Source organism: Paenibacillus wenxiniae (assembly GCF_039822605.1).
Classification (GTDB): domain Bacteria; phylum Bacillota; class Bacilli; order Paenibacillales; family Paenibacillaceae; genus Saccharibacillus; species Saccharibacillus wenxiniae.
Map to the genome: position 1 here is coordinate 29,121 of NZ_JBCGUH010000018.1, position 24,056 is coordinate 53,176.

Sequence of the window (24,056 nt, forward strand, 5' to 3'; positions counted from 1 at the left end):
GCCTGCTACGAATACAACCAAACCCGCATTAATGATAAAAGTTGATCGGTTTGGATCGGTTTTTTGACATAATCAGATGCGCCTGCCTCGATACATTTAGAGCGGTCATCCTTCATCGCCTTCGCCGTTAACGCAATAATCGGCAGCTTATCATGTTCAGGCATCTGACGAATGAGTCGCATCGCTTCATACCCATCCATCTCCGGCATCATCATATCCATTAATACGAGATCAAATTCCTGCTGCTCCACTAATTCAACCGCTTCACGGCCATTTTCGGCAAAGGTCACTTCCATCCGATAGCCTTCCAGCACGCTAGATAAGGCAAACACATTGCGCACGTCATCATCTACAAGCAGAATACGTTTGCCTTCAAACAGCGTCTCTTTATTGTGCAGTTTCTGCAAAATGCGACGCTTATCTTCCGGCAAATCCGCTTCAACACGATGCAGGAATAAGGTTGTTTCGTCAAGCAAACGCTCTGGCGATTTTACATCTTTGACGATAATCGACTCGGCGTATTTACGAAGCTGTGTTTCCTCTTTATTGTCCAGCTCTTTGCCTGTATAAATAATGATTGGCAGATCGCGCAGACGCTGATCATCACGAATGCGATCAAGCAGCTCAAATCCGGTCATATCGGTTAGCATCAGATCGAGCACCATACAATCATAGCGCTTTGAATCTAATTCCTGTAATGCTTCCTGTCCGGTCGATACAGCGGTAATCGCTACATCGTCATGACCGATCAGTTCAATAATCGATTTGCGCTGAATTTCGTCGTCTTCAACGATTAACAATTGTTTCAAACCTTGCTCCGTATACGATTGCAGGTGATTAAATGCTTTTTCAAGCGCTTCTTTACTGGACGGTTTTTTCAGATAGGCGATCGCGCCCATCATCAGCCCTTGCTTCACATCGTCCATGACTGAGATCACATGCACCGGAATATGACGAGTGGCGGCATTGCTTTTCAGCTCACTCAGAATCGACCAGCCATCCATGACCGGTAGCTGAATATCCAAAATGATCGCGTCTGGCTTGTGCGTTTTGGCCATCTGCAATCCGGTGTCGCCTTGCATCGCCACCAGTGCACGGAAGCCGCGTCCACGTGCCATATCCATCAAGATCCGTGCGAACTTCGGATCATCTTCAATGATAAGCAGCACTTTATCGCTTTTTCCAATACGATCGCGATCATCTTCCAGCGTATCGGGCAATGGCTGAGATGGTAATGGTTCTACCGAACGGCTTCGCCCACTTTGCTGCTGGATCATATGCATCGTCTGGTCAGCTGGCATATAAGCCGAACTCACATGATCGACAGATGTAGAAGTCACATGGGCCGGTTGGTCAACAGCAGACGGCGATAGTTTTGGTAAATAGAGCGTGAACACACTTCCTCGCCCTTCCTCAGAACTCACCGTAATGCCGCCACCGAGCAATCGTGCCAGCTCACGGCTAATCGACAGACCGAGTCCGGTACCACCATATTTACGACTCGTCGTACCATCTACCTGCTGGAATGCTTCAAAGATCAGATCCAGCTTATCCTGCGGAATACCGATTCCGCTGTCTTTGACTCTGATCGCAATATAGGACGAATCTTTACGCAGATACACCGGTAGGTCTTTACCTGTCGATTCCTCCAGCGCCATTTCGATAAAGCCTTTGTCCGTAAACTTGAATGCATTGGACAGCAGATTACGCAGCACCTGTTTGACCCGATGCTCGTCGGTGACAAGTGCTTCCGGCACGCCATCGGCAACCAGGATACGTAGCTCGATATTTTTCTTCGCGGCTACGGGCGCAAAATTCATATTCACAAACGTTTCCAGTGCTTCAACAGGCACCAGTTCGCGATTGATATCCATTTTGCCCGCATCGACTTTCGACAGATCCAAAATTTCGTCGATCATTTTGAGCAGATCTGCACCGGACATATAGATCGTACTTGCATATTCCAACTGCTTATCCGTCAGATTGCCATCCTTGTTCTCGGTCAATAGCTGTGACAGAATGAGCAGGCTGTTCAGCGGTGTGCGTAGCTCATGCGACATATTTGCCAGGAACTCCGACTTGTATTTGCTCGTAACCGCAAGCTGCATTGCCTGTTGCTCCAGCTGGAACTTGCTCTGTTCGATCTCTTCATTTTGCTCTTCGACATGCTGTACCTGTTCTTCCAGCTCACGTGTTTTGGCAATCAATTCATTGTTAAAATGCTCCAACTCTTCCTGTTGACGCTGCAACAGGTCTTCCGAGCGCTTCAGCTCCTCAGTCTGTTCTTCCAGACGCTCATTAGAACGACGCAGCTCTTCCTGCTGCATTTGCAGTTCTTCAGACTGGCTTTGCAATTCCTCCGTCAATGCTTGCGATTCGCGCAGCAATTGCTCGACATGCAGGCGACGGTTGATGTTGTTCACAATCACACCCAGATCCTGAGTGAGCATGTGCAGCAATTGCTTTTGCAGAGAGGTGAAGCCTTGTAGGGATGCAAGTTCGATCACACCAAGCAGCTCATCTTCGAACAAAATCGGATAGATTAGCAGGCTTTTCGGCTCTGCTCCACCGAGTGAGGAATTGACCGGGAAATAGCCGGGTGGCACATCGTCGATCATTAGCGGCTGACGATCTGCCGCACATTGTCCGGTCAAACCTTCACCGATATACAGTTCCTTACGTGCAGTAGTTTGACCTTCAGCTGCATAAGAAGCGAGCAACTCGATTCGATCCTGCGTTTCCGGTGTACGTAAATACAGATTGCCCATCTGTGCACCAAGCCGCGGCGTAAACTCATTGAGGAATGTTTGCGCGCTTTGTTGGAGCGAACTTACTCCGCGAAGCAGCTCGGTAATACGGGCAGTATTAGAATCCAGCCAGGACTGATCTTCTTTTGCCTGACGATATTTATCTTCTAGCTTGCGCTTCTCCTGTAGATCACCTGCCATTTTTTGAAAGACGAGTGCAACTTCGCCCATCTCATCGGTCGATTTCACACGCATACGGCGAATCGCCCCGAAGCGTTCATCAGAGAAGCCTTTGATCATCGTCGATACTACACCAAGTCCTCTACTAAAGCTTGGTACGATCCACAGCATAATTAATAAGCTTAGCAGTATGCCCAGACCCATTACATACGTCGTCATCCGAATCGAGCTTTGATATGCGGCATTGGCATCGGCAATTTCTTTATCGATCGCATGATCTTGAAATTCGGATAATACACTGATACTATCGCCCAGATTGGTCTGTGCCGCTAACCCGACTTTAGTGCGATAATCGTTAGCCTCGGCAATCTGATCATTAGCCAGTATATCCGTTACCTGACGTGCAAAGTTAATATACGTTGCCCAGTTCGTTGAAACGGTAGCAATGAGTTGCCGCTCTTCCGGCGTGTCTGCACCTTGATTGAGCAGCTTTAAATTGTTGCCACCATTCACAATCGTTTCTTCAATCATATTGCGCGTTTGCTCAAGCGGCTGCGAAGAAGAACTTAGTAACACATTGGCAATCTCACGCGCGATAACGTTCATCTCTGAACGAACATCGGTAGAGTAACGTACTTTCAAATAGCGCTCCTGATAGACCTGATCCAGTTGCTCATTCATATAATTCATGCGGTCATACGTAATAAAGCCCAGCGTCATCATGATGATAATGATGACACTGAACCCCAGTACGAGCTTTGTACGCAACTTCATTCACTGTCCGTCCCTTCATGTAGCGAAATCCATACCAGACATTTGTCATCGTCTCGATCAGACGGTACGCTCGTCTCAAAAAACATCCGTTCAATCTCTGCTTTATCCAGCTTATGATGACCTGCCAATTCATCGATCAAAAATTGCAGTTGTGTATCATGATCGCCTTCTACAGCTTCTAGCAATCCATCGGTATACAATACCATATGACCTTCACCTTCATAATGGAAGCTTTTCGATTCCATATCGATCCGATCAAACAGTCCTACAGGTGGCGCTGTTGTGCCCAGACGAATGACTTCGCCATTATCAGCAAAGAACAGACCTGGTGGATGACCTGCATTCACATAATCGATACGCTTGTATTTTGTATCGACGACCAGATAAATGGCCGTAAAATAATATTGTACAAGCTGATTCTCAATATGAAGCTGATTAAAACGTCGATTTAGCTCTTGAATAACTTTTTCCGGTTCCACATATGTAGTGACCGTATCCTTAAGTACGGACGCGATAAACATACAGAACAGCGATGATGAAATCCCATGCCCCATCATATCAAGCAAAATAATACCGTATCGTCCTTCACCTAGTGGATACCAGGCGTACAAATCACCGGCCAGCTCAAAAGAAGGCTTATACAACGCTTCAATCTGGAAATGAGGATCATGAATCGGTGTGCTTAATACAGCATGTTGAACAAGACTTGCCAGCTTCAGCTCTTCTTGAATGTGCTGATCGCGTTCCTTATGCCAGTCTTTCTCATGTTTAAGTCGCAGGGCAAGACGAATACGCGCCATTAGCTCGACTTTATTTATCGGCTTGGTCACATAGTCGACGGCCCCGGCATCCAGCGCTTCAGCCAGCTTTTTGGAATCACCTACTGCGGTAACCATAATGACAGGAATATCGCGAAGTTGCTCATCCTGCTGGAGCAAGCGACAAGCTTCAATTCCGTCCATTTCAGGCATCATCATATCCAATAAGATCAGATCCACCTCGTTCGCTTTGGATCGTGAGATCGCATCCGGTTCGCCTACGCCCAGATGTTGAAACATCTCTCTGGCCGAGGACGAAGTTACGATATTGGTGTACTGCTCTCTTTTCAAAATCTCGCGGATAATGATGACATTAGTCGGATTATCATCAACGATTAATATATTCATACATTCTCCTCATTCCTTCATTTCTGCATGTCCCAGAGGGAGTATATTTTAAACTCGTCAAAAAACCTTCAACACCACCGAGCAGGTGGAGTTGAAGGTACTGTCCTACAATTCAAGGCCCTTACGGGGACGATGGTCTATGATTTTGATACATACTCTGCGATCGTCCTTGATACTTGTACGGCTCTATACTAGCGAGCATCCTGCTGACACATTCCTAATCAGGAATGACGACGAGCAATGACGAGTACCTTGCCTTTATCTAATTCTTCTTCATAAAAATCAGCTTCTTCTTTGGTGAAGCCGAGGGAGGTCATTTTGGAACGAAGCTCGTCACCGCGGGAACGAAATACGTTCGCCAGCGAGTCAAATACGCCTTCTTCTTTAATGCCGATTTCTTGCGTACCTGCGGTTTCGGCAATTTTGTCCGTGCGGTCCTTCTGGTGAGCCAGCACAAAAATATCATCGAATCCATAACCGGTACTTTTCAATTCATTCACAACTTCTACTGCCTGTGTTCCATTTTCTACAACTTTTCCATAAGGTTTCGCATCAGTCGTACTCATGTTGTTCACCTTCCAGTTCAAAGATTGTCAAAATGGTCATTGATTCCATTAACCTCATCTTTCGCGTTTGAAACAGATGATTCGATATTTTTTTCAACAGCTCATACGAATCACGTCAAATGATGTCACTCTCTGCATGTAACATGCATTATTGCGACCATACATCGAAAATATCTGCGCTCACAATATGACCGGTATCCGGATCGGTAAATACTTTAAACGCATAAAAATCATTATTATAGCCTTCGCCATCATCAGCCGTAAACTGTGGTGTGCCAAGTGCACGGGTAATCTCCTGCTTATTCAGCGCAATATGCTGACCATCCAACTCGACCGCACCAGCTTTGACCGGCACACTAATATAGTAGATCAGACCATCATCCATCATGCCTACCGTCACATCATGATAACGATACTCCGTATAACCGCCCGGCGTCTTCGTAATCTCAGCAGGCTTGCCCAACTTATGCAGCACATCTGCCTTCGAATCTTCCAGTGACACGCCATTTAGTGTACTGTACGTATGGTGATGATCTTCATAAACAGCATCCGATACGGACGGCTTATCTACAGCCGTCCGGATGCCTTGATCCGGTGTGGAAGAAGCATATTGAGCAGTTTGTACAACCGCAGTCGATTGTACGGGAGCAGCAGATACTTGATCGTAACCGGCGTCAGGGGACAATATTCCAGCGAGCAACATCATGAGAGTAATCATCGTCTCACCCTTTCTACGGTCTACCTCTTAATTTAACACTTGCCAACCTGTTTACAACGTCATCTTAACGTGAAGGAGATTTGCGCATTCTTTGCCAGATATTTACCGCGATATCAACGGCATTCATCCAGGCGCCTTGCTTGCCGCCGTATGTAGCAGCGTACGATTGCAATGTACGATCTTCCGGGGTAGATGCTTTGACAACACCATGTGGGTTTTCAGCGGATTCATGACCGCCACCTGCTGACTTCATGCGTTCAAATACCGCACCGGTAACTTCTTTGGTCTTAAATGTCAGTTCCTTCACAACTTCGGTAACTTCAGTAAGCACAATACCCAGATTGTTAACAGAGTCGACGACAGGGTCAACTTGCTTCAACTTGTGATCCACGTTAGCGGTAATATCATTGACGGTGCGAATCGTTTGTTTCACCTCATAGGTTAGCTCCTCCATCGTCTTCTGAACATCCTTCAATGTGGTGGATACATTATCCAGCGAATCTTTAGCTGCGAGTAAAACTTTAACCAGAAATACAACGAGTACGGCGAATGCGATCGCGATAATTGCGACACTGATACTGATGATCATAGATAGGTCCTCTCCTTCGTCACGATAGAAATTTGGTATGTCTTCCGAGGTCAATCCTCATGTACGTATGTTACTCATAACTACCCGCCAGCCTTTGGCACGAAACAAAAAGTACGAGCTTGCCAACTTGTCAAAGCGCTTGTTTCAAAAGGAAAAATGACGGTTAACCATTCACTACCGAAAACTTCACGAAAGAAGGTGAACATCCATGCTGAAATGGTCCGTTATTTTTCTCGTTATCGCAATCGTAGCCGGGATCTTTGGCTTCTTTGGCCTTGTGGAGGCGGCGGCATCTGTTGCAAAAATTTTGTTCTTCTTATTCCTCGTTCTGTTTGTGGTAAGTCTGTTAACCGGACGTCGAAAGACGTATTAGCAGGTAGCCTAACATACGGATAGGTGCCGACGGCAGACTATTCCGATTATAAGCGATAACGCAAAAAAAGCGAAAAAAGCATGATGATCCTGTATAGGGTCATGGTGCTTTTTTCGCGTGGTGTTATCTCCATAATAAACGAGGTATTTTCCATAAATCCAGTTTAAATGTTAAGGTAATCTGTCCTGTCCCAAACGTTAGATCGCTTACTTTCGCCACAGCAGGCATATATTTATTCAATGAAATTCGAATCGGCTCCAGATGCGGCCAATTGAACGAGCCATGCTTCACAGTTGTATGCCGATGTGTTAATACCAGTTCATTGCCGTCACGTACCGCATCAAAATCAAGCAAGCCACCGAATGGAATCCCCCATAGACTGCCCCTCACATCCGCCTGTACTACTTCACCCTGCCAGCTAAATGCAGCTCCGGTCACCGTTATACCGGGTGGAAAATGGTTGGCACGATCCAGTAATTCTGCTGTGGCCAGATCATTAAATTCCGCTGGTGTGAGTGTCGTCTCTAGCTTGCGCTGCTCCACCATTTGTATAATTTTCGCCTTCAGATCAATATGATTATGTGTAAGACCTGGATCACGCTCCGGTGCAATCATCCAGGCGAGCCAGGCAATCGCCACGGCTGCTAGCAAACCAAACACGAGCAGGCTGCCAAGCAATCGACGTAGAAAGCGTCGGCGACGCGGCTGTAATGATTTCCGTCCATATCGCTTATGTTCGGCTTGAAGTGGTTTCTGCTGCACCCTGTTATCCTGTTGTTGGTGCTGATCCTGTGATTGCGTCAACGAAACGGCCTCCATTTCGATGCAAAGGAGCTTTACGTGCAGATTTCTTTTGGCTCCACATGCACATGTACATAATGAATATTATGCACTTTGGCCATCGTATCTTCAACCCGATCGGTAATATCATGACTGTCGCTCACGGACATATCGGCAGCAACCTCGATAATCACATCAACGAGTATCTGACTGCCGTTTACCCGTGCCTTAATATCTTTGATCGATTCTACGCCCGGAATGGACCCGATAGTGTCTCTCAGCTCCGGCAGTTCCTTTTCATCAAAACCATCGGTGAGCCGATGCATCGATTCCTGTAAAATATCCCATGCCGTTTTGCAAATGAGCAAGCCTACTACGAGCGCAGCGACCACATCCAGCCACGGCATACCGAACTGCGAGCCGATAATGCCCACTGCTGCGCCAATACTAACCATAGCATCTGACAGATTGTCTTTCGCTGCTGCAAGCAGTGCCTGACTGTTCGTGCGCCGAGCGAGGGCTAGATTGTAGCGATACACCCCATACATGATACCTGCACACACGATGGCGACTGCTGCCAGCCAGGGCTGAGGTGCCTGTTCATGACCGCGGAACAATGAGCCTACCGCATCGATCAACACCTGAATGCCTACCATCGCCATAATCAGTGAAGCGATCAGGGCAGCAACCGTTTCTGCACGGAAGTGACCATACGCATGATCCGAATCCGGCGGTTTGCGAGCGATACGCAAACCAATGAGCACAGCGATCGAAGCTATAATGTCGGTCAAATTATTCATACCGTCTGCACGTAGTGCACTGGACAGGAATACATAGCCAAGAATCAATTTGAACGCAGATAGCACCAGATACGATACAATGCTCAGCCAGGCTCCGCGCTCACCTTCTTTTAAATTTTGATACACATCTACCATATCGCGATATCCTCCCACACTCGGTCACACACAGCATTGCTCGCTAGTTCCCGATTTCATCTGTTCATCTTAACAAATGAATTTATTGTGGGTCTAGAGAAACGTTGTAGGGGTGGGCAAACCTTTTAGCCTGCTGTAAATGTTGTAGTGTCGGGCAAATCATGTGGTGGGGGTGAAAATCTGTAATGGGGTGTAAACAGTTTTGCACAGAGGAAAGATGTGAAAAATGAATGAGTTTGTTCAATATAGTGAACGAGGATGTAATTTTTAAAATATTTTTGAAGATCTTTTGAAGGGAAAGGTGAGTCGGTTGAAAGTTAGTGGAGTGATTGAGCTTCAACCACTCCGGGAAGGAATAAGGGGACGGACTCAGTGGAGCCGCGGGAATCTTTTGGATTAGGAGTAATGGAAGATTCCCGCCCCTCCAAAATCGTCCTTACCCCTTATTTCCTTCCCTCCGTTCTGTGCTTCTCGCAGCATAATTTTTTTTCAAGAGCAATACCAAAAAAATAACTTCCAGAAGTAAGGAATATTCGATCGATAAGCATTTTATAAATCTAAATGTAATTCAGTTGAGTACGACAAATGATTGTTGCTGTAGTGATTACATGCGTTTGAACTAACTTAGAAACGACGATATATCGTACATAAACGAAAAAGTATGCCTGCCTGCTAAGAAAAATTGATTCTCACCTGTGAGGGGATAAGCAGTAAATGAATATAGCAAAAAGCCAAAAAGCCTGAACGAGGAACATTTTCATGTCCCTGAACGTTCAGGCTAGGCATTACGTTATGCGGATGGAACAGGTATCGGCTTACACTTCAACCGGATACATCTTTTCGCGCATTGCTTGAATTTCTTTGCTTTCCAGGTATTCATCATAGCTCATCATACGATCGATAATGCCGTTTGGCGTAATCTCGATGATGCGGTTCGCAATCGTTTGTACGAACTGATGGTCATGAGAAGTAAACAGGATCGTACCGTCAAAGTCGATCAGACCGTTATTCAGTGCGGTGATCGATTCCAGATCAAGGTGATTCGTTGGCTCGTCCAGCAACAGGACGTTACCGCCCATCAGCATCATGCGGGACAGCATGCAACGAACTTTCTCGCCCCCGGACAGTACGCTTGCTTTTTTCAAAGCTTCGTCGCCGGAGAACAGCATACGACCGAGGAATCCGCGCAGGAACGATTCATCCGGGTCTTTAGAATATTCACGCAGCCAATCGACGAGCGTTACATCCACACCGTCAAAGTAAGCGGAGTTATCGTTCGGGAAATACGCTTGAGATGTCGTTACACCCCACTGGTATGTTCCTGCATCCGGCTCTACTTCGCCCATCAGAATTTGGAACAGCGTTGTTTTCACATTACCATTCGGACCAACCAATGCGATTTTGTCGCCTTTGTTCACGGTCAGCGTCAGGTTGTCGATCACTTTTTCGCCATCGATCGTTTTCGTCAGACCATCAATCAGCAGCAATTGTTTACCTGCTTCACGCTCGCCCTTAAAGTTGATGAACGGATATTTACGGTTGGACGGACGAATGTCATCCAGCGTAATTTTGTCGAGCATCTTTTTACGGGACGTTGCTTGTTTGGACTTGGATTTGTTGGCACTAAAACGTTGGATAAACGCTTGTAGTTCCTTCACCTTGTCTTCTTTTTTCTTGTTTTGCTCACGGCTCAGTTGCAGTGCAAGCTGGCTGGACTCGTACCAGAAGTCATAGTTACCGACATACATCTGGATTTTACCAAAGTCGATATCGGCGATATGCGTACAAACGGTATTCAGGAAGTGACGGTCGTGACTGACTACGATAACGGTGCCATCGTATCCAGCAAGGAAGTTTTCGAGCCAGTGAATGGATTCGATGTCCAAATGGTTCGTAGGCTCATCCAGCAGCAGGATGTTCGGGTTACCAAACAATGCTTGTGCGAGCAGGACGCGTACCTTCTCGTTACCATTCAATTCCTTCATCATTTTGTATTGCATTTCGTTGTCGATGCCCAGACCGTTCAGCATTTCAGCTGCTTCGGCTTCAGCTTCCCAGCCGTTCATTTCAGCAAATTCAGCTTCCAATTCGCCAGCACGCATGCCATCTTCATCGCTGAAATCGGCTTTTGCGTACAGTGCATCTTTTTCCTTCATAATATCGTACAGACGCTTGTGACCCATGATCACGGTCTCCAGCACTTGGAACTCATCGTATTCGGATTGATTCTGTTTCAGAATCGCCATCCGCTCGCCCGGTGTGATGTGAACTTCACCTTCGTTTTGCTCCACTTCACCAGAGAGAATTTTTAGAAATGTCGATTTACCTGCACCATTCGCACCGATCAGACCATAACAGTTACCCGGTGTGAATTTAATATTTACATCTTCAAAAAGGGCACGCTTGCCATAACGCAGCGTGATACCTGAAGTACTAATCATGTATTCAACCCATCCTTTATCCTTAATAAAATATAGTAATGAAACGTTCCAATCTCACAACAAAAAGACAGTATTCGTTCTTATGAAACGACTGTTGGCAATAGTATACCATACTAATAGATGTAATCGTAGGCGTGACTTGAGGTTTGTGATTAAAATTTTGAGTAGGTTGTAGATAAGGTATTTCCTATATTCCACTCTTTACAAAACAAAAAACACATCAATCTATAGTAGTGATGTGCTTCTTGATATAGGTTACTTCAATTATGAACTGGATGAACCAGAAACAAAAAAGTACATTACAATCATTATAACTACGACACCAACAACCAGCCAAACTAAATTCTTAGATTTCATTATTTACCACCTTTGTTAATTTTATTTATAATAATTACCATTAAACTACCATTTATGGTAACATAAACAAATAGTCATGCCAACATCGTAACAAATAACCATTATAGGAGGATCTATTAACTAATGACACGTAGACTTAATTTTATGAAATCTAATCTTCTATTGTTATTTTTATTTTCTTTTAGTCTTTTTTATTCTAATAATATTGTATCTGCTTCCGATGCAGATGTACTTACTCCTGTAGCTTACGAAAAATACTTACAGACACTAATTAACAGTGGGGATATAGGAGCCAAAGAAACATTAACTAAGTTCAACAATTTGGAAAATGATCAACAAGAAGCATTTATAAAATTTTTAGCTTCACCACATTATTTAAATGCACTTCAAGCAGGATTAAACGGCGAGAACGATTTAACTTATAATATGGATGGTACTGATGTAAAGGTTGAAATTAAAGGGGAAGATATCGTAAACAATACTAGTCCTCAATTTTCTTTGGCTGCTACTCAGACCTCAGCAAGTCGGTCGATAACTTTAGAGGCATTCGGGATTGATACTACTACCATCACACTTACTGTGAACTGGGAACATAATAGTAGTGTTGCAGTTAGACCACTCAGTGTTACTCAAGGACACACAAACAGAAATCCGATTTTGATTTTGTCTGAGCAATCAAGTACACACCCAGGTTATGTTTCTGGCGGTTACTATTATGGTGGTGGGAAATGGAAAATGTATGCAACAGGTGCTGCTGGTGCAATTAGCGATACTGTAGGCATTGATATTAAAGGTACAACATTTCAGAATAAATACTTTTCTGTCTATTCCAGTCATCCCGGTATCCCCAATGTTACTTGGGCAAAATTTTAATACCTAGTTAAATATAGGCATGACTCTAAATAAAAGGACTCTTCCAACATAGCAGTTGGTTTAGAGTCCTTTTATTGTTAAATTATTAAATATTTATCAGATCATCGTATCCTCTATCTACATATAAGAGATCGATTCAATATTTTTACGATTTACAGCGCATCCGAACGACATGCCTCGGCACGTTCTTGTGCCTCTTCATCCAGTAGTCCGTGCACAATCAAAGTCTCCCCATAGCCGAGTACACGAATGCGTTCCTTAGCGATATGCAGGCGATGGCGTTCGGTATCCAGCCGATCCAGTGCTTCGCGTGCGGTGTCGTCCGCGAGCTTGAAGGTGCCGTAGTGCATCGGCACCATGATTTCGGCGCAAATATCGTTGAAGGCGCGTAATGCTTCTTCGGGTGTGGTGTGCTGAGAACTGTTAAACCATTCGGGTTCATAGGCGCCGATGGGCAGCAGGGCGACATCGATGCGGTGACGACGACCAATTTCGGCAAAACCAGGGAAGTATCCGCTATCTCCGGCAAAATAAACCGTTGGCGGAACGGCGCGCTGCTGGTAGCCCATTTCCTGTCTGGTCGCATCGGCGGTGATCGTTGGATGTGGTTGCTGTACCGGGTCCTGAGCGGTCACCCACGGGTTATGCTGTTCGTCCGGCATAATCGGATGATGGACAGGCGCCAGCACATAACCGCCCCAGTGCGATGTATTCGTATCCAGTAGTGTACGGCGGCTCCAGTGCTGGGTAGGCACAAAAGTCAGATTCAAATCGCCGATCTTGAGCGTTTCCCACCAGTGCATTTCGTGACAGCGGCCGAAGCCTTTGCGCTGCATTTTCCGCTTCAGCCCTGCGGGTACGATAATCGTCGTTGAGCTACGATACAGTTTGCGAATCGAACTAATATGCATATGATCATAATGGGAATGAGAGATCAAAATCAGATCGATTGGCGGAATGTCCTCAATCGGAATACCGGGCTGGCCGATCCGACGTTGAAAAGCGAGTCGCTGCGCCCATACCGGGTCAGTGACGATATTTAAACCTTCATATTGAATAAAAAAGGTGGAATGCCCGATCCATGTAATGGAAGCGTCTTCACGATTACCATGCAAATAATCCATCTCTGGCTGGTAATTCGGTACAACATAGGAGCGATCGCGCAATGCCTTTTTGCGCCGATCGGCACGCCATTGCTTGAACTGCTTGAGTGTCTTATCGATGCCGACATTGTCTACATTGTGATAACGAGCTTTTGCCATAACCAAACATTCCTCCCCTGCTGGATGCGTAATGGAAGTGGATTCAATTCATGTCTTGTACCTGGAAACAGGTGTGTCGATTTAGAAATGTCACTATCTAAATAGCAATGCCAGGGCTGTGTCATCCACAGTTCCCTAGCATCGTTGGCAGGCGGGAGACACGACTGGCTGTCTTTGCCTTTGTATTACCCGGTTTCAGACAGGCCGCAACACCGCCTGCATCGGTACGATATACAAGCCTGCCTCTGCATCGCGACGAATCACCACCTGCACATCGTACACTTCTTCAATTAAAGCTGCTGTCAATATATCGTGCGGATGACCGGATGATACGATACGCCCCTCCTTCATCGCAATGATCACATCGCTATAACGAAGCGCCTGATTAATATCATGCAGCACCATCACAATCGTTAATCCATATTCCAGGTTCAGACGCTGGATCAACTCCATAATTTCTAACTGGTAAAACATGTCCAAATACGTTGTCGGTTCATCCAAAAATAAAATCGGCGTCCGCTGCGCCAGTGCCATCGCAATCCACACGCGCTGACGCTCGCCGCCGGACAGTTGCTCCAATGTGCGGAAACGCCGTTGCTCCAGATTGGTGCAAGCAATCGCCCATTCAACCGCCGCATCGTCTTCCGCTTTATCGCTGGAAAACATCGTTTTATGCGGCATCCGTCCAAAACGAATTAACTTCTCTACCGTCAAATCATCCGGTGCTTCGTTTTGCTGATGCACGACAGCAAGCCGCCGTGCCAGCTCAGATGGACGATAGCGCATAATCGCCTTACCGTCCAGTATCACCTCACCCTGACGTGGTTTCCCATTGCTGGACATCACGCTCAGCAATGTCGATTTACCACAACCGTTCGGCCCGATAATCGTCGTAATTTTGCCTTGCTGAATCGTCGTGTGCACATCGTGAAGACGATCGATTCGGCCATCATAAGAAAAGGTAATCCCATTAACGTCCATGCACACGGTCACTCCTTCGGATCAGGAAAATAAGAAAAGGGCCGCCGAGGATCGCCATAATGATCGATGCCGGAATCTCCTGCGGCGCCAGCACAGTACGGCCCAGCGTATCGGCGAGCAACAGCAACAATCCGCCTGCAAAAGCGCTAAATGGAATGAGCCATTTATGATCCGATCCAACCAGCTGCCTGCCGATATGCGGAATTAGCAAGCCGATAAAGACGATCACACCGGCGATGGCTGTTGCTGTTGAAGCGAGAATAACCGCTACGACCGAAATGAGTACGCGTGCGAGCGTGACGTTCAGTCCTAGATTGCGCGCCGTTTTCTCCTGTAACGATAAATAATTGCACCAGTTTGCCACAAGTAGCGCGAGGATCAGTCCGATCCCTCCATACCAGAGCATCACATCCACGTCGACCCACTTTTTCATCGACAGCGTGGATGTCGTGACCTGATTAATGCTAGTCACCGCATAGCTTCCACGGTAATTAAACGATTGCCCCAACCCCGAAAAGATCGCATTCACCGCCACACCGATCAGAATGAGCCGAACTGGATGGAGTCCAGAACGCCATGAAAACCCATATACCATCAGACAGGCTAGCGCACCGCCGAAAAAGGAAAAGACCGGCATCCAGAAATACAGCGCCGGGAAAACGGTCACCGCAATGAGCGAAATGAGTGCCGCCCCGGACGAGATGCCGATCACCCCTGAATCGGCAAGCGGATTTTTCATAACGGCTTGGAACAGCACACCAGCAACCGCTAACCCCGCACCCGCCATCACTGCGATAATGATGCGTGGCAATCGTAGATCGCGTACTACATTCACCTGTGCATCCGTCCCTGTCCACAGCCCTTGCAGCAATTGCGTAACGCTAACATGCAGACTTCCCATCATCGCCGAATACAATATAACGCCAATGAGCACGATCCATACACCGATAAAGCTCCATAACCGCTTGCGTTCCTGACGGCGATATGTAAGCCGCGCTTCCGTCCTGTCTGGTTCGGATAACCCTATACTAGCCGGGGCCGAGTTCATATTTGCCAAACTTCTTCGCTCCTGTCTATTGATGTTTGATAAGCTGCGCTGTGATCACATCTGCTACACGCTTTTACCATGCCTTCACCACGCTTTTAACACATCTTTAACACGGCTTTAGCACGCCTTGAGTACGTCTTTAGCACGCTTTTAACACATCTTCAGCGCGTCTTCAGCACGGCTTGAGTACGTCTTTAGCACGCTTTTAACACGTTTGTATCACTTCTATAATTAGTCCTACATCTCAGCCCTACCGTATTTATCAAGCCCTTCAAGCATAGAAATACTGAAATGTACTATCCTTCTTTCATACTTCCGCTACAGCACGATGCATGATTGCAATGAATACAGCATAACAGTGATTATGTCGGATACAGTAAATTATGTTATTGCACCGGATATAACATGTTCACCAGCTCATCCAGCGCTTGATCTGCGGACAAACTTGCCGTTGTGCCAAACAGTGGCTCTGGCAAATCGTACACATGTCCATGTTGTACCGCGTTAAAATGCTTCCAAATATCATTTGTTTTAAATTCCTCGTCAAACATCTTCACCACTTCCTCCGGCATTCCATGCGCCGCTCGCAAAATGATATCCGGATTCGCCTGCTGCAAATATTCGGTGTTGGAAGCAAGATACTCGACCTTTTCGCCCTGTACAATATTCGTACCGCCTGCGATCTTCACCAGATCACCGATGTACGAATTTTCGGTTGCTACTAAATAACTGCCCGGTACACCGAGTAAAATCAGCACTTTGGGTGATGGCTTGCCTGCCACCTGCTTTTTGATCTCTGCAACTTTGCTTTGCAGCTTGCTATTGACCTCTTTCGCCTGCTGTACACGATCAAAGCGTGCACCCAGCTTCGTAATTTCATTTTCCATATTGCTTAAACTTTCGAAATTGAGAAACTCGGCGTGAATGTTCAGTCCTTTGAATTTGGGCGCCAGATCGTATTGAAGCGTTGTAACGGATAAAATATCAGTTGGCGCCAGCGAGAGCACTTTTTCCATATCTGGACTCATCGGGTTACCCACGTCCGGTACATCTTTATAGCGTTCCGGCAGTTGCTTAGTACTGGTAGGTTTGCCGGCCAGATCAAGATCCAGCGCATTGGCAATTTCGGTGATCGCTACCGTAGTCGCGACGATGCGCGCCGGACTGGTGCTAGCTGCACGTTCATTGTCCGCAGCAGCGGAAGTGGTCGTTGTACCGGATGCAGCAGAGCAGCCGGACAAGATTAGCATGAGCAAAAGTAGAAGTAAACTTCCACAATAAATGGGCTTACGTGTGCATATCGCTGTACTCGCTGTACGTGTATTCGCTCCAGTGCGACGGGATAAATGTAAATGCACCAGCATTCCCTCCAACGTTCAAAATAGTTTCCAAAATGCCCACAAGCCCTGACATTAATAAATGCCAAGACTTGCAAGCGCACAGGCTAATCGTACCTGTCTGAATATGGTGTTGTTAGTACAGGTGTTAGTTCTTGTATTGTTAGTTCTTGTATTGTTAGTTCTTGTATTGTTAGTTCTTGTGTTGTTAGTTCTGGTGTTGTTAGTTCAGTGTTTTTTTGCTCGCTTCGTCGAATTGGAACTGTATCGTATACCAGTGATCATAAGGTACACCGCCGATCATCAGACCGGGTACGACAACATGGGTATACGCATTGATTTTGCTCGACAGATGATCCACTTTGAAACGAACGACTGTGGTCGCGCCAGTCGAGGAAGTTTGTTCTACGTCTTTCAATGTACCGTCCTGCTCTACTTGCAATACAGGCATCCAGCTACCGTTTTTCAGTGTCAGCTCGGCATAAGTTACGCCATTTGCTTCTACCAGTGTGGCGGTTGGCAGCACATAATCATTCATGACGGACAACTCATCACTTTTATCTTTGTATATTTTCACGCCAATACTATATTTCTTTGCAGCGACTGGAGTTGCAGGCGTTGTCGTGCTGGTACTGTCGGAACCGTTCTCACCGGTAGTTGCTGCTGGTGCTGGAACGGTTCCGGCTGGATCGGACGGGCTAGCAGGCTGAACTGCCGTAGTCGGTGCAGGTTGTCGTTCAGCTGTACCGGTATTCGCTGCTAGTTTCGATGTTAGTGTTGTACGGTCGAACAGCAGTTGGCCGCCCAATTTCTCTTTATTCAGGGAATAAGCCGAAACGTTCGCATGCGCGAAAATACTCAGCTTGCTGTCGAGATCAGGAACTTCAAACGTCACGGTACGGGACTTGCCATCCGGCGATTGTGAAAGCACCTGTGGCGCTGTGTATTTGCCTTCATAATCGGTCATCAATACAGGTAGAGCTTCGCTATCGACAATCGTGATCGTTGCGTACACTTTGCCGCCTTTTGCGGTCAGCTTGGCAGTGCGATCCACATACGGCGTCAGTACGGAATCGGCATTAGAACCATTTTTTAAAATACGGTAAGTAGCCGTATAGTCGCCATCGGCAATCGTATGGGTGCCTTTGCTGGTTGCTGTATCGGTCGCAGAACTGTCCATCGTAACGGAAGCTGTATCGAATTTGAATGCAAAATCGTATACGGTATCACTGCTGTCCGACGTGCTGGCGATGCTTACACCGCCGGTCGTGATGAGCTGTGCCGGTACATTTTGGGTATAGTCGGACACGCTGAATGTAACGGTCTTCGTATTGTTCACTTCATCGCTACGGACTACTTCGGCATCTGTATAGGCATCACCGTTAGCGATACGCAGCGCTTTAATCTGGTTGCCGTTGTTCAATGTCATCGTAACGTAGCGATTGCCACTTTCCACAGTCAGTTGTACCGGTTGATCTGCCGGCATAAAACGATCAAGCGGAGAGGATGTACCGGAAGTCATTCCTGACATCACAATGCTAAATGGCAATTTGTACTTACCGGCTGCCAGATTCGTAAAGTCCAGTAAAGTCGTCGTTGTTGCAGACAATGTAGGTGTCTCATATGGCATAATCGAACCGATTTGCAGATCGACATCATACGTATGATCGTAAGGTACACCACCAAGTTCCAGACCGGGCACGATCACATGGGTGTTGACCTTCAGTTTGCGTGGCAGTTCGGTTACCGGGAATTGCACGACCCGGGTATCGCCAGAAGCTTCGATTACCTGCGCATCCTGTCCACCAACTTTAAACGTTTTGATCCAGCTGCTGTTTTTGAGTAGAAGCTGTACAACATATTTACCGGATTTCTTCACTACTGTTACCGGCTTGCCAAGATAATCATCCATCACGGAGATTTCTTTCGTTCCGTATTTGTAGGCGATGACGGACGCACTGTATTTGCCGTCAGCCATGCCATCCGGTGTAGTGGAGACGGACTGGACGGAATCGGGATTGAACTGCAAACGAAGAGGGTGTGTCATGTTATAGTTTGGCATTTGTATGCCAACTTGAGCGTTCATGATCGTTTGTAATTGGGTGGTACGGAATGAAACGACACGCTGATTGGCATCGATATCTTTGCTTACGGTTGTCGTTTCAACCCATACTCCGTCTTCTTTAACTTTGAAGCTTGGAATGATATTGCTACTTTTTACGACAAGTGATACATGGTACAGTCCATTTTCCACTGTTACGTTAGCTGTTTGACCAAGATAATTGCCCATCGTTGATGCTTGATCGCTATCTGATTTCAAAGCAGCAAAATCGATCGTATAAGCCCCGTTTTGCAACTTGATCGGTTCCGGTGTAAGGTTAGAACCCGTATCCGGGTTTGTGGGCAGACTGGAGCTATCGAATTGGAATTGTACATCGTACCAGTGATCATAATTTAAGTTAGGTATATAAATATGGGTGTAAGCTGTCAACTTTTGAGACAGATTATCGACCGGAAATTGAATCGTTCGCATATTGTTGGCTGTGTCGGATTCAACCGTTTGGGCTTCCGTATTCACCCCATCGATTGGCGTTTGAAAAGAAACAATGAGATTACTGCTTTTGAGTTGAAGACGAATATATTTCTTCCCATTTTCTGTAATCAGTTGTGCAGGTTTAACCAGATAACTGTCGATGATCGAAACTTCATTCGTTTGATCTTTGTACACCGTATACTGGATAGTTTGCGAAGTTACTTCATTCAATATACGGGTGTCAAATTGCAGTTGAACCGTATGCCATTTGTCATATACTTGTCCGGTTGGAGCCGTTGTGACGACATGGACTTTAGCAGAGATTACGTTGTGATCTGCTGTCAGCGCATCTGCGGCAAATTGAATGGTACGGGTATGATGGGTGGCATCTTTTGCAATGATACCGGTATCTATAAACTCTGTGCCGACCTGTGTTTGGAAACCAGCAATCAGGTTGCTGTTGGTGAGCGTAAGCTGTACATATTTTTTGCTATCCGCAGTAACAATAAATTTGGCTGGCTTCACCATATAATTGTTCATGCTTGAAGATTGTGTCGTTCCATCCTGTAAAGCCGTATAGGTGATCTCTTTGGTCGTCCCTTTCACTGCTTGTACAAGTTCAGGGTCTACAGGTGTTTCTGGTTCGGTTATGACGGGTTGAATTGGTGTTAATGTGGACATATCCAATGTCAAATATCCACTGGCAGGGCTTGCGCCATTAAAAGAATAATCAAGTTTGACCTGTTGATTAAGATCGTACACATCGAAACTAACTCTCGTATAGTTCACTTCTACGTCTTTGCCTTGAGCATCTTTGACCGATTCCTTTTCAACTGTATAGATGGCTGTACTGGTCTTATCCGCTTGAGTTGCTTTAAAATCGCTAAAAAATTTAGCGTTTTTCCCTCTAAAGCTAAAATGATAGCCATCGTTATCCATAATCAATTGACCCGGTCGGTCTGCATTACCCGTCGTACTTTTAAATAGATTCACTTCTCTTCCCGTACCGTCTACTCGAAGTACATTGTAATTAACTGTATACTGTCCATTGGCATACGTATTGTACGTAGCTGTAGTCGCTGTGGAGTAGTTAAATGCACTCAATGGGTCCTGTGAAGGGACATGTATAGATGTTTCCGCTGGGCCATAGGTATTATTGCCGACCGTTCCCGATGAGGAATTACCGTAAGTATCAGCACTGACGCTGCTCGAATGACTGCTGCCTGTATCCTCTGCGAAAGCGGAAGGCAGTGCTGGTGAAATCATTCCGAACAGCATGACAAAAACAGTGCATTTAATGACATATGGTGCAAAGCGCCTTTTCAAAGTGATGCTCCCCCTGTTAACAAAATAGACTTACCTGGGACCAGGTGGTCCCAGATAAGCAATAGTAGTTGATCTACTTTATTTGTATTGTCACATTAAATACTGTCTTGATCGAATACGTATTGAACCGTATACGTGTGATCGTAGGCTTGACCTGCGATTTCTGCTGGAACGACAACGCGAATTTGTGCATTTACTTTTGCAGACAGATCACTTACAGGGAATGTGTACGTTACTGAGTCACCACTTGTTGTTGATGGAGCAGCAACATACGTTCCGTTTTGCTGCGTTTTGAACGATTTGATCCAATCCTTATGATTCAGCGTTACTTTTACCGTTGCTTTGCCGCCAGATACGATCAATATAGCCGGTTTGACAGAGTATTCCGAATTATCCATATACGAAGGATTGTTTGTACCGTTTGCATACACGGTGTAATCGATGTCGTACGTACCATCTGCAATCGCCGCATTCGCTTTTGATGCCCACGGTGCCATCAAGGCACCTACCAGAGCTACAACCATCGCGATCATAAGCACTTTCAACCACGTACTTTTTTCCATACGATTCATTGTCATATTCATCGAATTCATTCTCCTTTTTGTTCTTTTATAGTGAGCTTAATTCCAGCAACAATTATCGATTACTCCGCACTTGCCTCATCAAACTTCAGATCGACATTGTATTTGCCTGTGTAGCCGATGACCGGAATTTTGATCTCTGCATAGGCGTTCAGCGTTGCATTCAGATCAGCAACCGGGAATTCCACAACACGGGTGTTGTTGGCTGTATTCGTGCTAACGACAGTAGCATCAACGAGTTGACCGTTTTGCTCGACTTTGAATGCAGTGATCAGGTTGCTGCTCGTAATGGTAATGCGTGCTTTGGTTACGCCACCTGCTACCGTTACTGTAGCTGGCTTTACAACATAGCTATCCAAACGGGATGTGCTTGTAGAGCCATCTGCCAGCACTTGGTAGTCGACCGAATAGGTGCCTTCTGCCAGTGCCGCATGTGCCTGACCTGCGCCCCACGGCAATGCCAGCATACCGAGCAATGCGGTCATCAGCATCACGAGCAGTGTATTTTTGAAGCTCCATTTTTCATTGCGGTTGATTGCGATATTCATAACAACACTCTCCCTGTACTGGATTGGATTAATTTACTTTTTTAACACTTTTCAGATTAGGTTTGAAGCGAATCGTGTAGTCATGGTCATAGTTGTAAGAAGGCACAGTGACATGAATTTGCGAGATCATCGGCGTACTGAGATCGGCAATCGGAAATTGCACGATGCGTGTATCCTTAGCAGCATTCGTTTTGATCACGGTGCTATCGACGATTTGGCCTTTGTACTTCACCTTGAACTTCGTTGTCCAGGTACTATGGTTAATCGTGATCTGCATCGTCATTTTGCTGTCGGTCACATATAATTTGGCTGGCTTTTCAAAATAATCGTTAGCCATCGACACCGAATTATCCTCTGCCCGCAAAATATCGTAATCGAGTGTGTATGTACCTTTTGCAGGTCTCGATGAGGATGCAGCCGTCGCCGTTGACGGCACCACAGAACCGAGTATCAGCGTGAACATAATCAGTCCGCCGATCAGTAAAACAAAGCGTTGTTTCATAAAAGCTAGCGTTCCTCCTTTCCTGATGAGAATGGTTGATACCGGAATTTAATTGATTATCATTCTCAATTAAATCCAAAAATAAATGTCCTTTTCGGACATGTGAAATGCTAGTTGTTCCCTCTCCCATTTTGTTCAGAGAAGAGTGTGCATTACACATCGCCAATGGTAGACCAAGCTTCCATTCGTTGTCAATACGTCAATATTGCCCTATACACCTGTAAAATCAACACTTTTGTGGACGTTTTAAATTTCCGCTTCTTCTATAGCGACAGCATACGTACTCAAAATGAATTACCTATTTTTTGAAAAAATTAAATTTTAAGCACATTAAGCATTGACTATGCAAATGATATTAATTATCATTTAGGTCAGAGTAATTGAAAATGATTATCAATTAAATTCATTACTTCATGAAGGAACATCGTGCAGGAGGACTAAACATTCATGAACGCTCGTTATCTCGGTTTATCGGCTCTGTTAATATGTGCACTTACAGGATGCAGTCAATCCCCTTCAAGCGGTACGGCTCCAACACAGGCAACCGCAGCGGCTGCTACAGGTCAATCGGTGACCGTGACCGATTTTGCTGGTCGAATCGTGCAATTGCAACATGCACCACAGCGAATTGTGGCACTCAGTAATGGAGAAGTCGATATCGTTTACGCACTGGGCGGTAGCGTCGTTGGACGTCCGACGTCGAACAATGGCGCTCCGGTCAAAGCAGCCGAGCAAGCGCAGACGATTGGCTCTACCCATGAACTCGATCTGGAAAAGGTCGCTCTGCTCCAGCCTGATATCGTGCTTGGCAACAGTCCGATGAATGAGAAGGACATTCCAGCTGTAGAAAGTATCGGGGCGAAGATGGTACTAAGCTCAGCCAACTCGGTCGCAGATATTCAGCGCCAGATTACGCTGCTCGGTGGGCTGCTCGCTAAAGAAGACAGGGCAAAACAGCTGAACGAGCAACTGGATCAGCATATTGCCAGCCTATCAGATCGAACTCGAACAGACACACAAGCAGCTGCCAAACCCAACGTATTGCTCGTCTACGGCGCACCCGGTACATATATGGCAGCACTGCCGAATTCGCTTAGCGGTAACATACTGGAGCTGGCAGGCGGCAACAATATCGCTGCTGATCTGCCCGGACTGCAAAGTTTTCCGCAATATGCACAGCTCAGCACGGAACGGGTCGTAGCAGCAGATCCGGATTATGTATTCATCATGACACACGGTAATAGCGCGGAAGTAAAAGCAGGCTTTCTTAAGGAAATGCAAGATAATCCAGCATGGAGTAGTGTGAAGGCGGTCAAACAGAATCAGGTTGAAGTCCTTCCGTCCGATCTGTTCGGTACGAATCCAGGTACACGTGTAACCGAAGCGCTGGATCAAATGCATCATCTGCTGTATCCGTCGGAAACCGATGAGTAATCCCG

Annotated in this window: 19 protein-coding genes; 3 read left to right on the forward strand and 16 right to left on the reverse strand. The window is 46.1% G+C overall.

The features are described 5' to 3' along the window. Window positions 1-5: 5 nt before the first annotated feature. From AAHF22_RS21045 to AAHF22_RS21065, 5 genes are all read right to left on the reverse strand, one after another. Window positions 6-3,701 (reverse strand): response regulator, encoded by a 3,696-nt coding sequence (locus tag AAHF22_RS21045; RefSeq protein ID WP_347326983.1) that lies wholly within the window; start codon window positions 3,699-3,701, stop codon window positions 6-8. Next, the gene (locus AAHF22_RS21050) at window positions 3,698-4,867 is read right to left on the reverse strand and encodes a SpoIIE family protein phosphatase (protein ID WP_347326984.1); all 1,170 of its coding nucleotides are present in this window, start codon (window positions 4,865-4,867) and stop codon (window positions 3,698-3,700) included. The genes AAHF22_RS21045 and AAHF22_RS21050 overlap by 4 nt, the downstream gene beginning before the upstream one ends. Window positions 4,868-5,088: 221 nt before the next feature. Further along, entirely contained in the window at window positions 5,089-5,433 is a 345-nt protein-coding gene (locus AAHF22_RS21055; RefSeq protein WP_347326985.1) for a YflT domain-containing protein, read from the reverse strand. A 148-nt stretch (window positions 5,434-5,581) separates the two neighbouring features. Then, the gene (locus tag AAHF22_RS21060; protein ID WP_347326986.1) at window positions 5,582-6,151 is read right to left on the reverse strand and encodes a hypothetical protein; all 570 of its coding nucleotides are present in this window, start codon (window positions 6,149-6,151) and stop codon (window positions 5,582-5,584) included. Window positions 6,152-6,215: 64 nt separating this feature from the next. Beyond that, entirely contained in the window at window positions 6,216-6,740 is a 525-nt protein-coding gene (locus AAHF22_RS21065; RefSeq protein WP_347326987.1) for a DUF948 domain-containing protein, read from the reverse strand. A gap of 208 nt (window positions 6,741-6,948) precedes the next feature. On the opposite strand from AAHF22_RS21065, the gene AAHF22_RS21070 reads away from it, so the two are divergent. Continuing rightward, the gene (locus tag AAHF22_RS21070) at window positions 6,949-7,113 is read left to right on the forward strand and encodes a DUF1328 domain-containing protein (RefSeq protein ID WP_347326988.1); all 165 of its coding nucleotides are present in this window, start codon (window positions 6,949-6,951) and stop codon (window positions 7,111-7,113) included. A gap of 123 nt (window positions 7,114-7,236) precedes the next feature. Here the strand turns inward: AAHF22_RS21070 and AAHF22_RS21075 are convergent, their stop codons facing one another. From AAHF22_RS21075 to AAHF22_RS21085, 3 genes are all read right to left on the reverse strand, one after another. After that, entirely contained in the window at window positions 7,237-7,917 is a 681-nt protein-coding gene (locus AAHF22_RS21075; RefSeq protein ID WP_347326989.1) for a hypothetical protein, read from the reverse strand. A 32-nt stretch (window positions 7,918-7,949) separates the two neighbouring features. Continuing rightward, the gene (locus AAHF22_RS21080; RefSeq protein ID WP_347326990.1) at window positions 7,950-8,828 is read right to left on the reverse strand and encodes a cation diffusion facilitator family transporter; all 879 of its coding nucleotides are present in this window, start codon (window positions 8,826-8,828) and stop codon (window positions 7,950-7,952) included. Between the two features lie 815 nt (window positions 8,829-9,643). Beyond that, on the reverse strand, window positions 9,644-11,269 hold the full coding sequence (locus AAHF22_RS21085; protein WP_347326991.1) for an ABC-F family ATP-binding cassette domain-containing protein: 1,626 nt from the start codon (window positions 11,267-11,269) through the stop codon (window positions 9,644-9,646). A gap of 480 nt (window positions 11,270-11,749) precedes the next feature. Between AAHF22_RS21085 and AAHF22_RS21090 the strand changes: the two genes are divergently transcribed. After that, window positions 11,750-12,499, forward strand: a complete 750-nt coding sequence (locus AAHF22_RS21090; RefSeq protein ID WP_347326992.1) for a hypothetical protein — start codon at window positions 11,750-11,752, stop codon at window positions 12,497-12,499. Window positions 12,500-12,651: 152 nt separating this feature from the next. Here the strand turns inward: AAHF22_RS21090 and AAHF22_RS21095 are convergent, their stop codons facing one another. From AAHF22_RS21095 to isdC, 8 genes are all read right to left on the reverse strand, one after another. After that, window positions 12,652-13,761 carry an MBL fold metallo-hydrolase gene (locus AAHF22_RS21095; RefSeq protein WP_347326993.1) on the reverse strand — a complete coding sequence of 370 codons (1,110 nt, stop codon included), beginning with the start codon at window positions 13,759-13,761 and terminating at the stop codon, window positions 12,652-12,654. A gap of 195 nt (window positions 13,762-13,956) precedes the next feature. Further along, window positions 13,957-14,742, reverse strand: coding sequence for an ABC transporter ATP-binding protein (locus AAHF22_RS21100; RefSeq protein ID WP_347326994.1), 786 nt, complete (start codon window positions 14,740-14,742; stop codon window positions 13,957-13,959). Next, on the reverse strand, window positions 14,732-15,799 hold the full coding sequence (locus AAHF22_RS21105; RefSeq protein WP_347326995.1) for a FecCD family ABC transporter permease: 1,068 nt from the start codon (window positions 15,797-15,799) through the stop codon (window positions 14,732-14,734). The genes AAHF22_RS21100 and AAHF22_RS21105 overlap by 11 nt, the downstream gene beginning before the upstream one ends. A gap of 377 nt (window positions 15,800-16,176) precedes the next feature. Then, the gene (gene isdE / locus AAHF22_RS21110) at window positions 16,177-17,040 is read right to left on the reverse strand and encodes a heme ABC transporter substrate-binding protein IsdE (protein WP_371834093.1); all 864 of its coding nucleotides are present in this window, start codon (window positions 17,038-17,040) and stop codon (window positions 16,177-16,179) included. Window positions 17,041-17,350: 310 nt separating this feature from the next. Beyond that, entirely contained in the window at window positions 17,351-20,986 is a 3,636-nt protein-coding gene (locus AAHF22_RS21115) for an NEAT domain-containing protein (RefSeq protein ID WP_347326996.1), read from the reverse strand. 95 nt (window positions 20,987-21,081) lie between these two features. Further along, complete coding sequence (locus AAHF22_RS21120) at window positions 21,082-21,570, reverse strand: NEAT domain-containing protein (protein ID WP_347326997.1); 489 nt, start codon at window positions 21,568-21,570, stop codon at window positions 21,082-21,084. A gap of 59 nt (window positions 21,571-21,629) precedes the next feature. After that, a complete protein-coding gene (locus AAHF22_RS21125; RefSeq protein ID WP_347326998.1) occupies window positions 21,630-22,115 on the reverse strand; it encodes an NEAT domain-containing protein in 486 nt (161 codons plus the stop codon). A 28-nt stretch (window positions 22,116-22,143) separates the two neighbouring features. Then, window positions 22,144-22,617 (reverse strand): heme uptake protein IsdC, encoded by a 474-nt coding sequence (gene isdC, locus AAHF22_RS21130; RefSeq protein WP_347326999.1) that lies wholly within the window; start codon window positions 22,615-22,617, stop codon window positions 22,144-22,146. Between the two features lie 447 nt (window positions 22,618-23,064). Between isdC and AAHF22_RS21135 the strand changes: the two genes are divergently transcribed. Beyond that, the gene (locus AAHF22_RS21135) at window positions 23,065-24,051 is read left to right on the forward strand and encodes an ABC transporter substrate-binding protein (protein WP_347327000.1); all 987 of its coding nucleotides are present in this window, start codon (window positions 23,065-23,067) and stop codon (window positions 24,049-24,051) included. The last annotated feature ends 5 nt before the right edge of the window (window positions 24,052-24,056 follow it).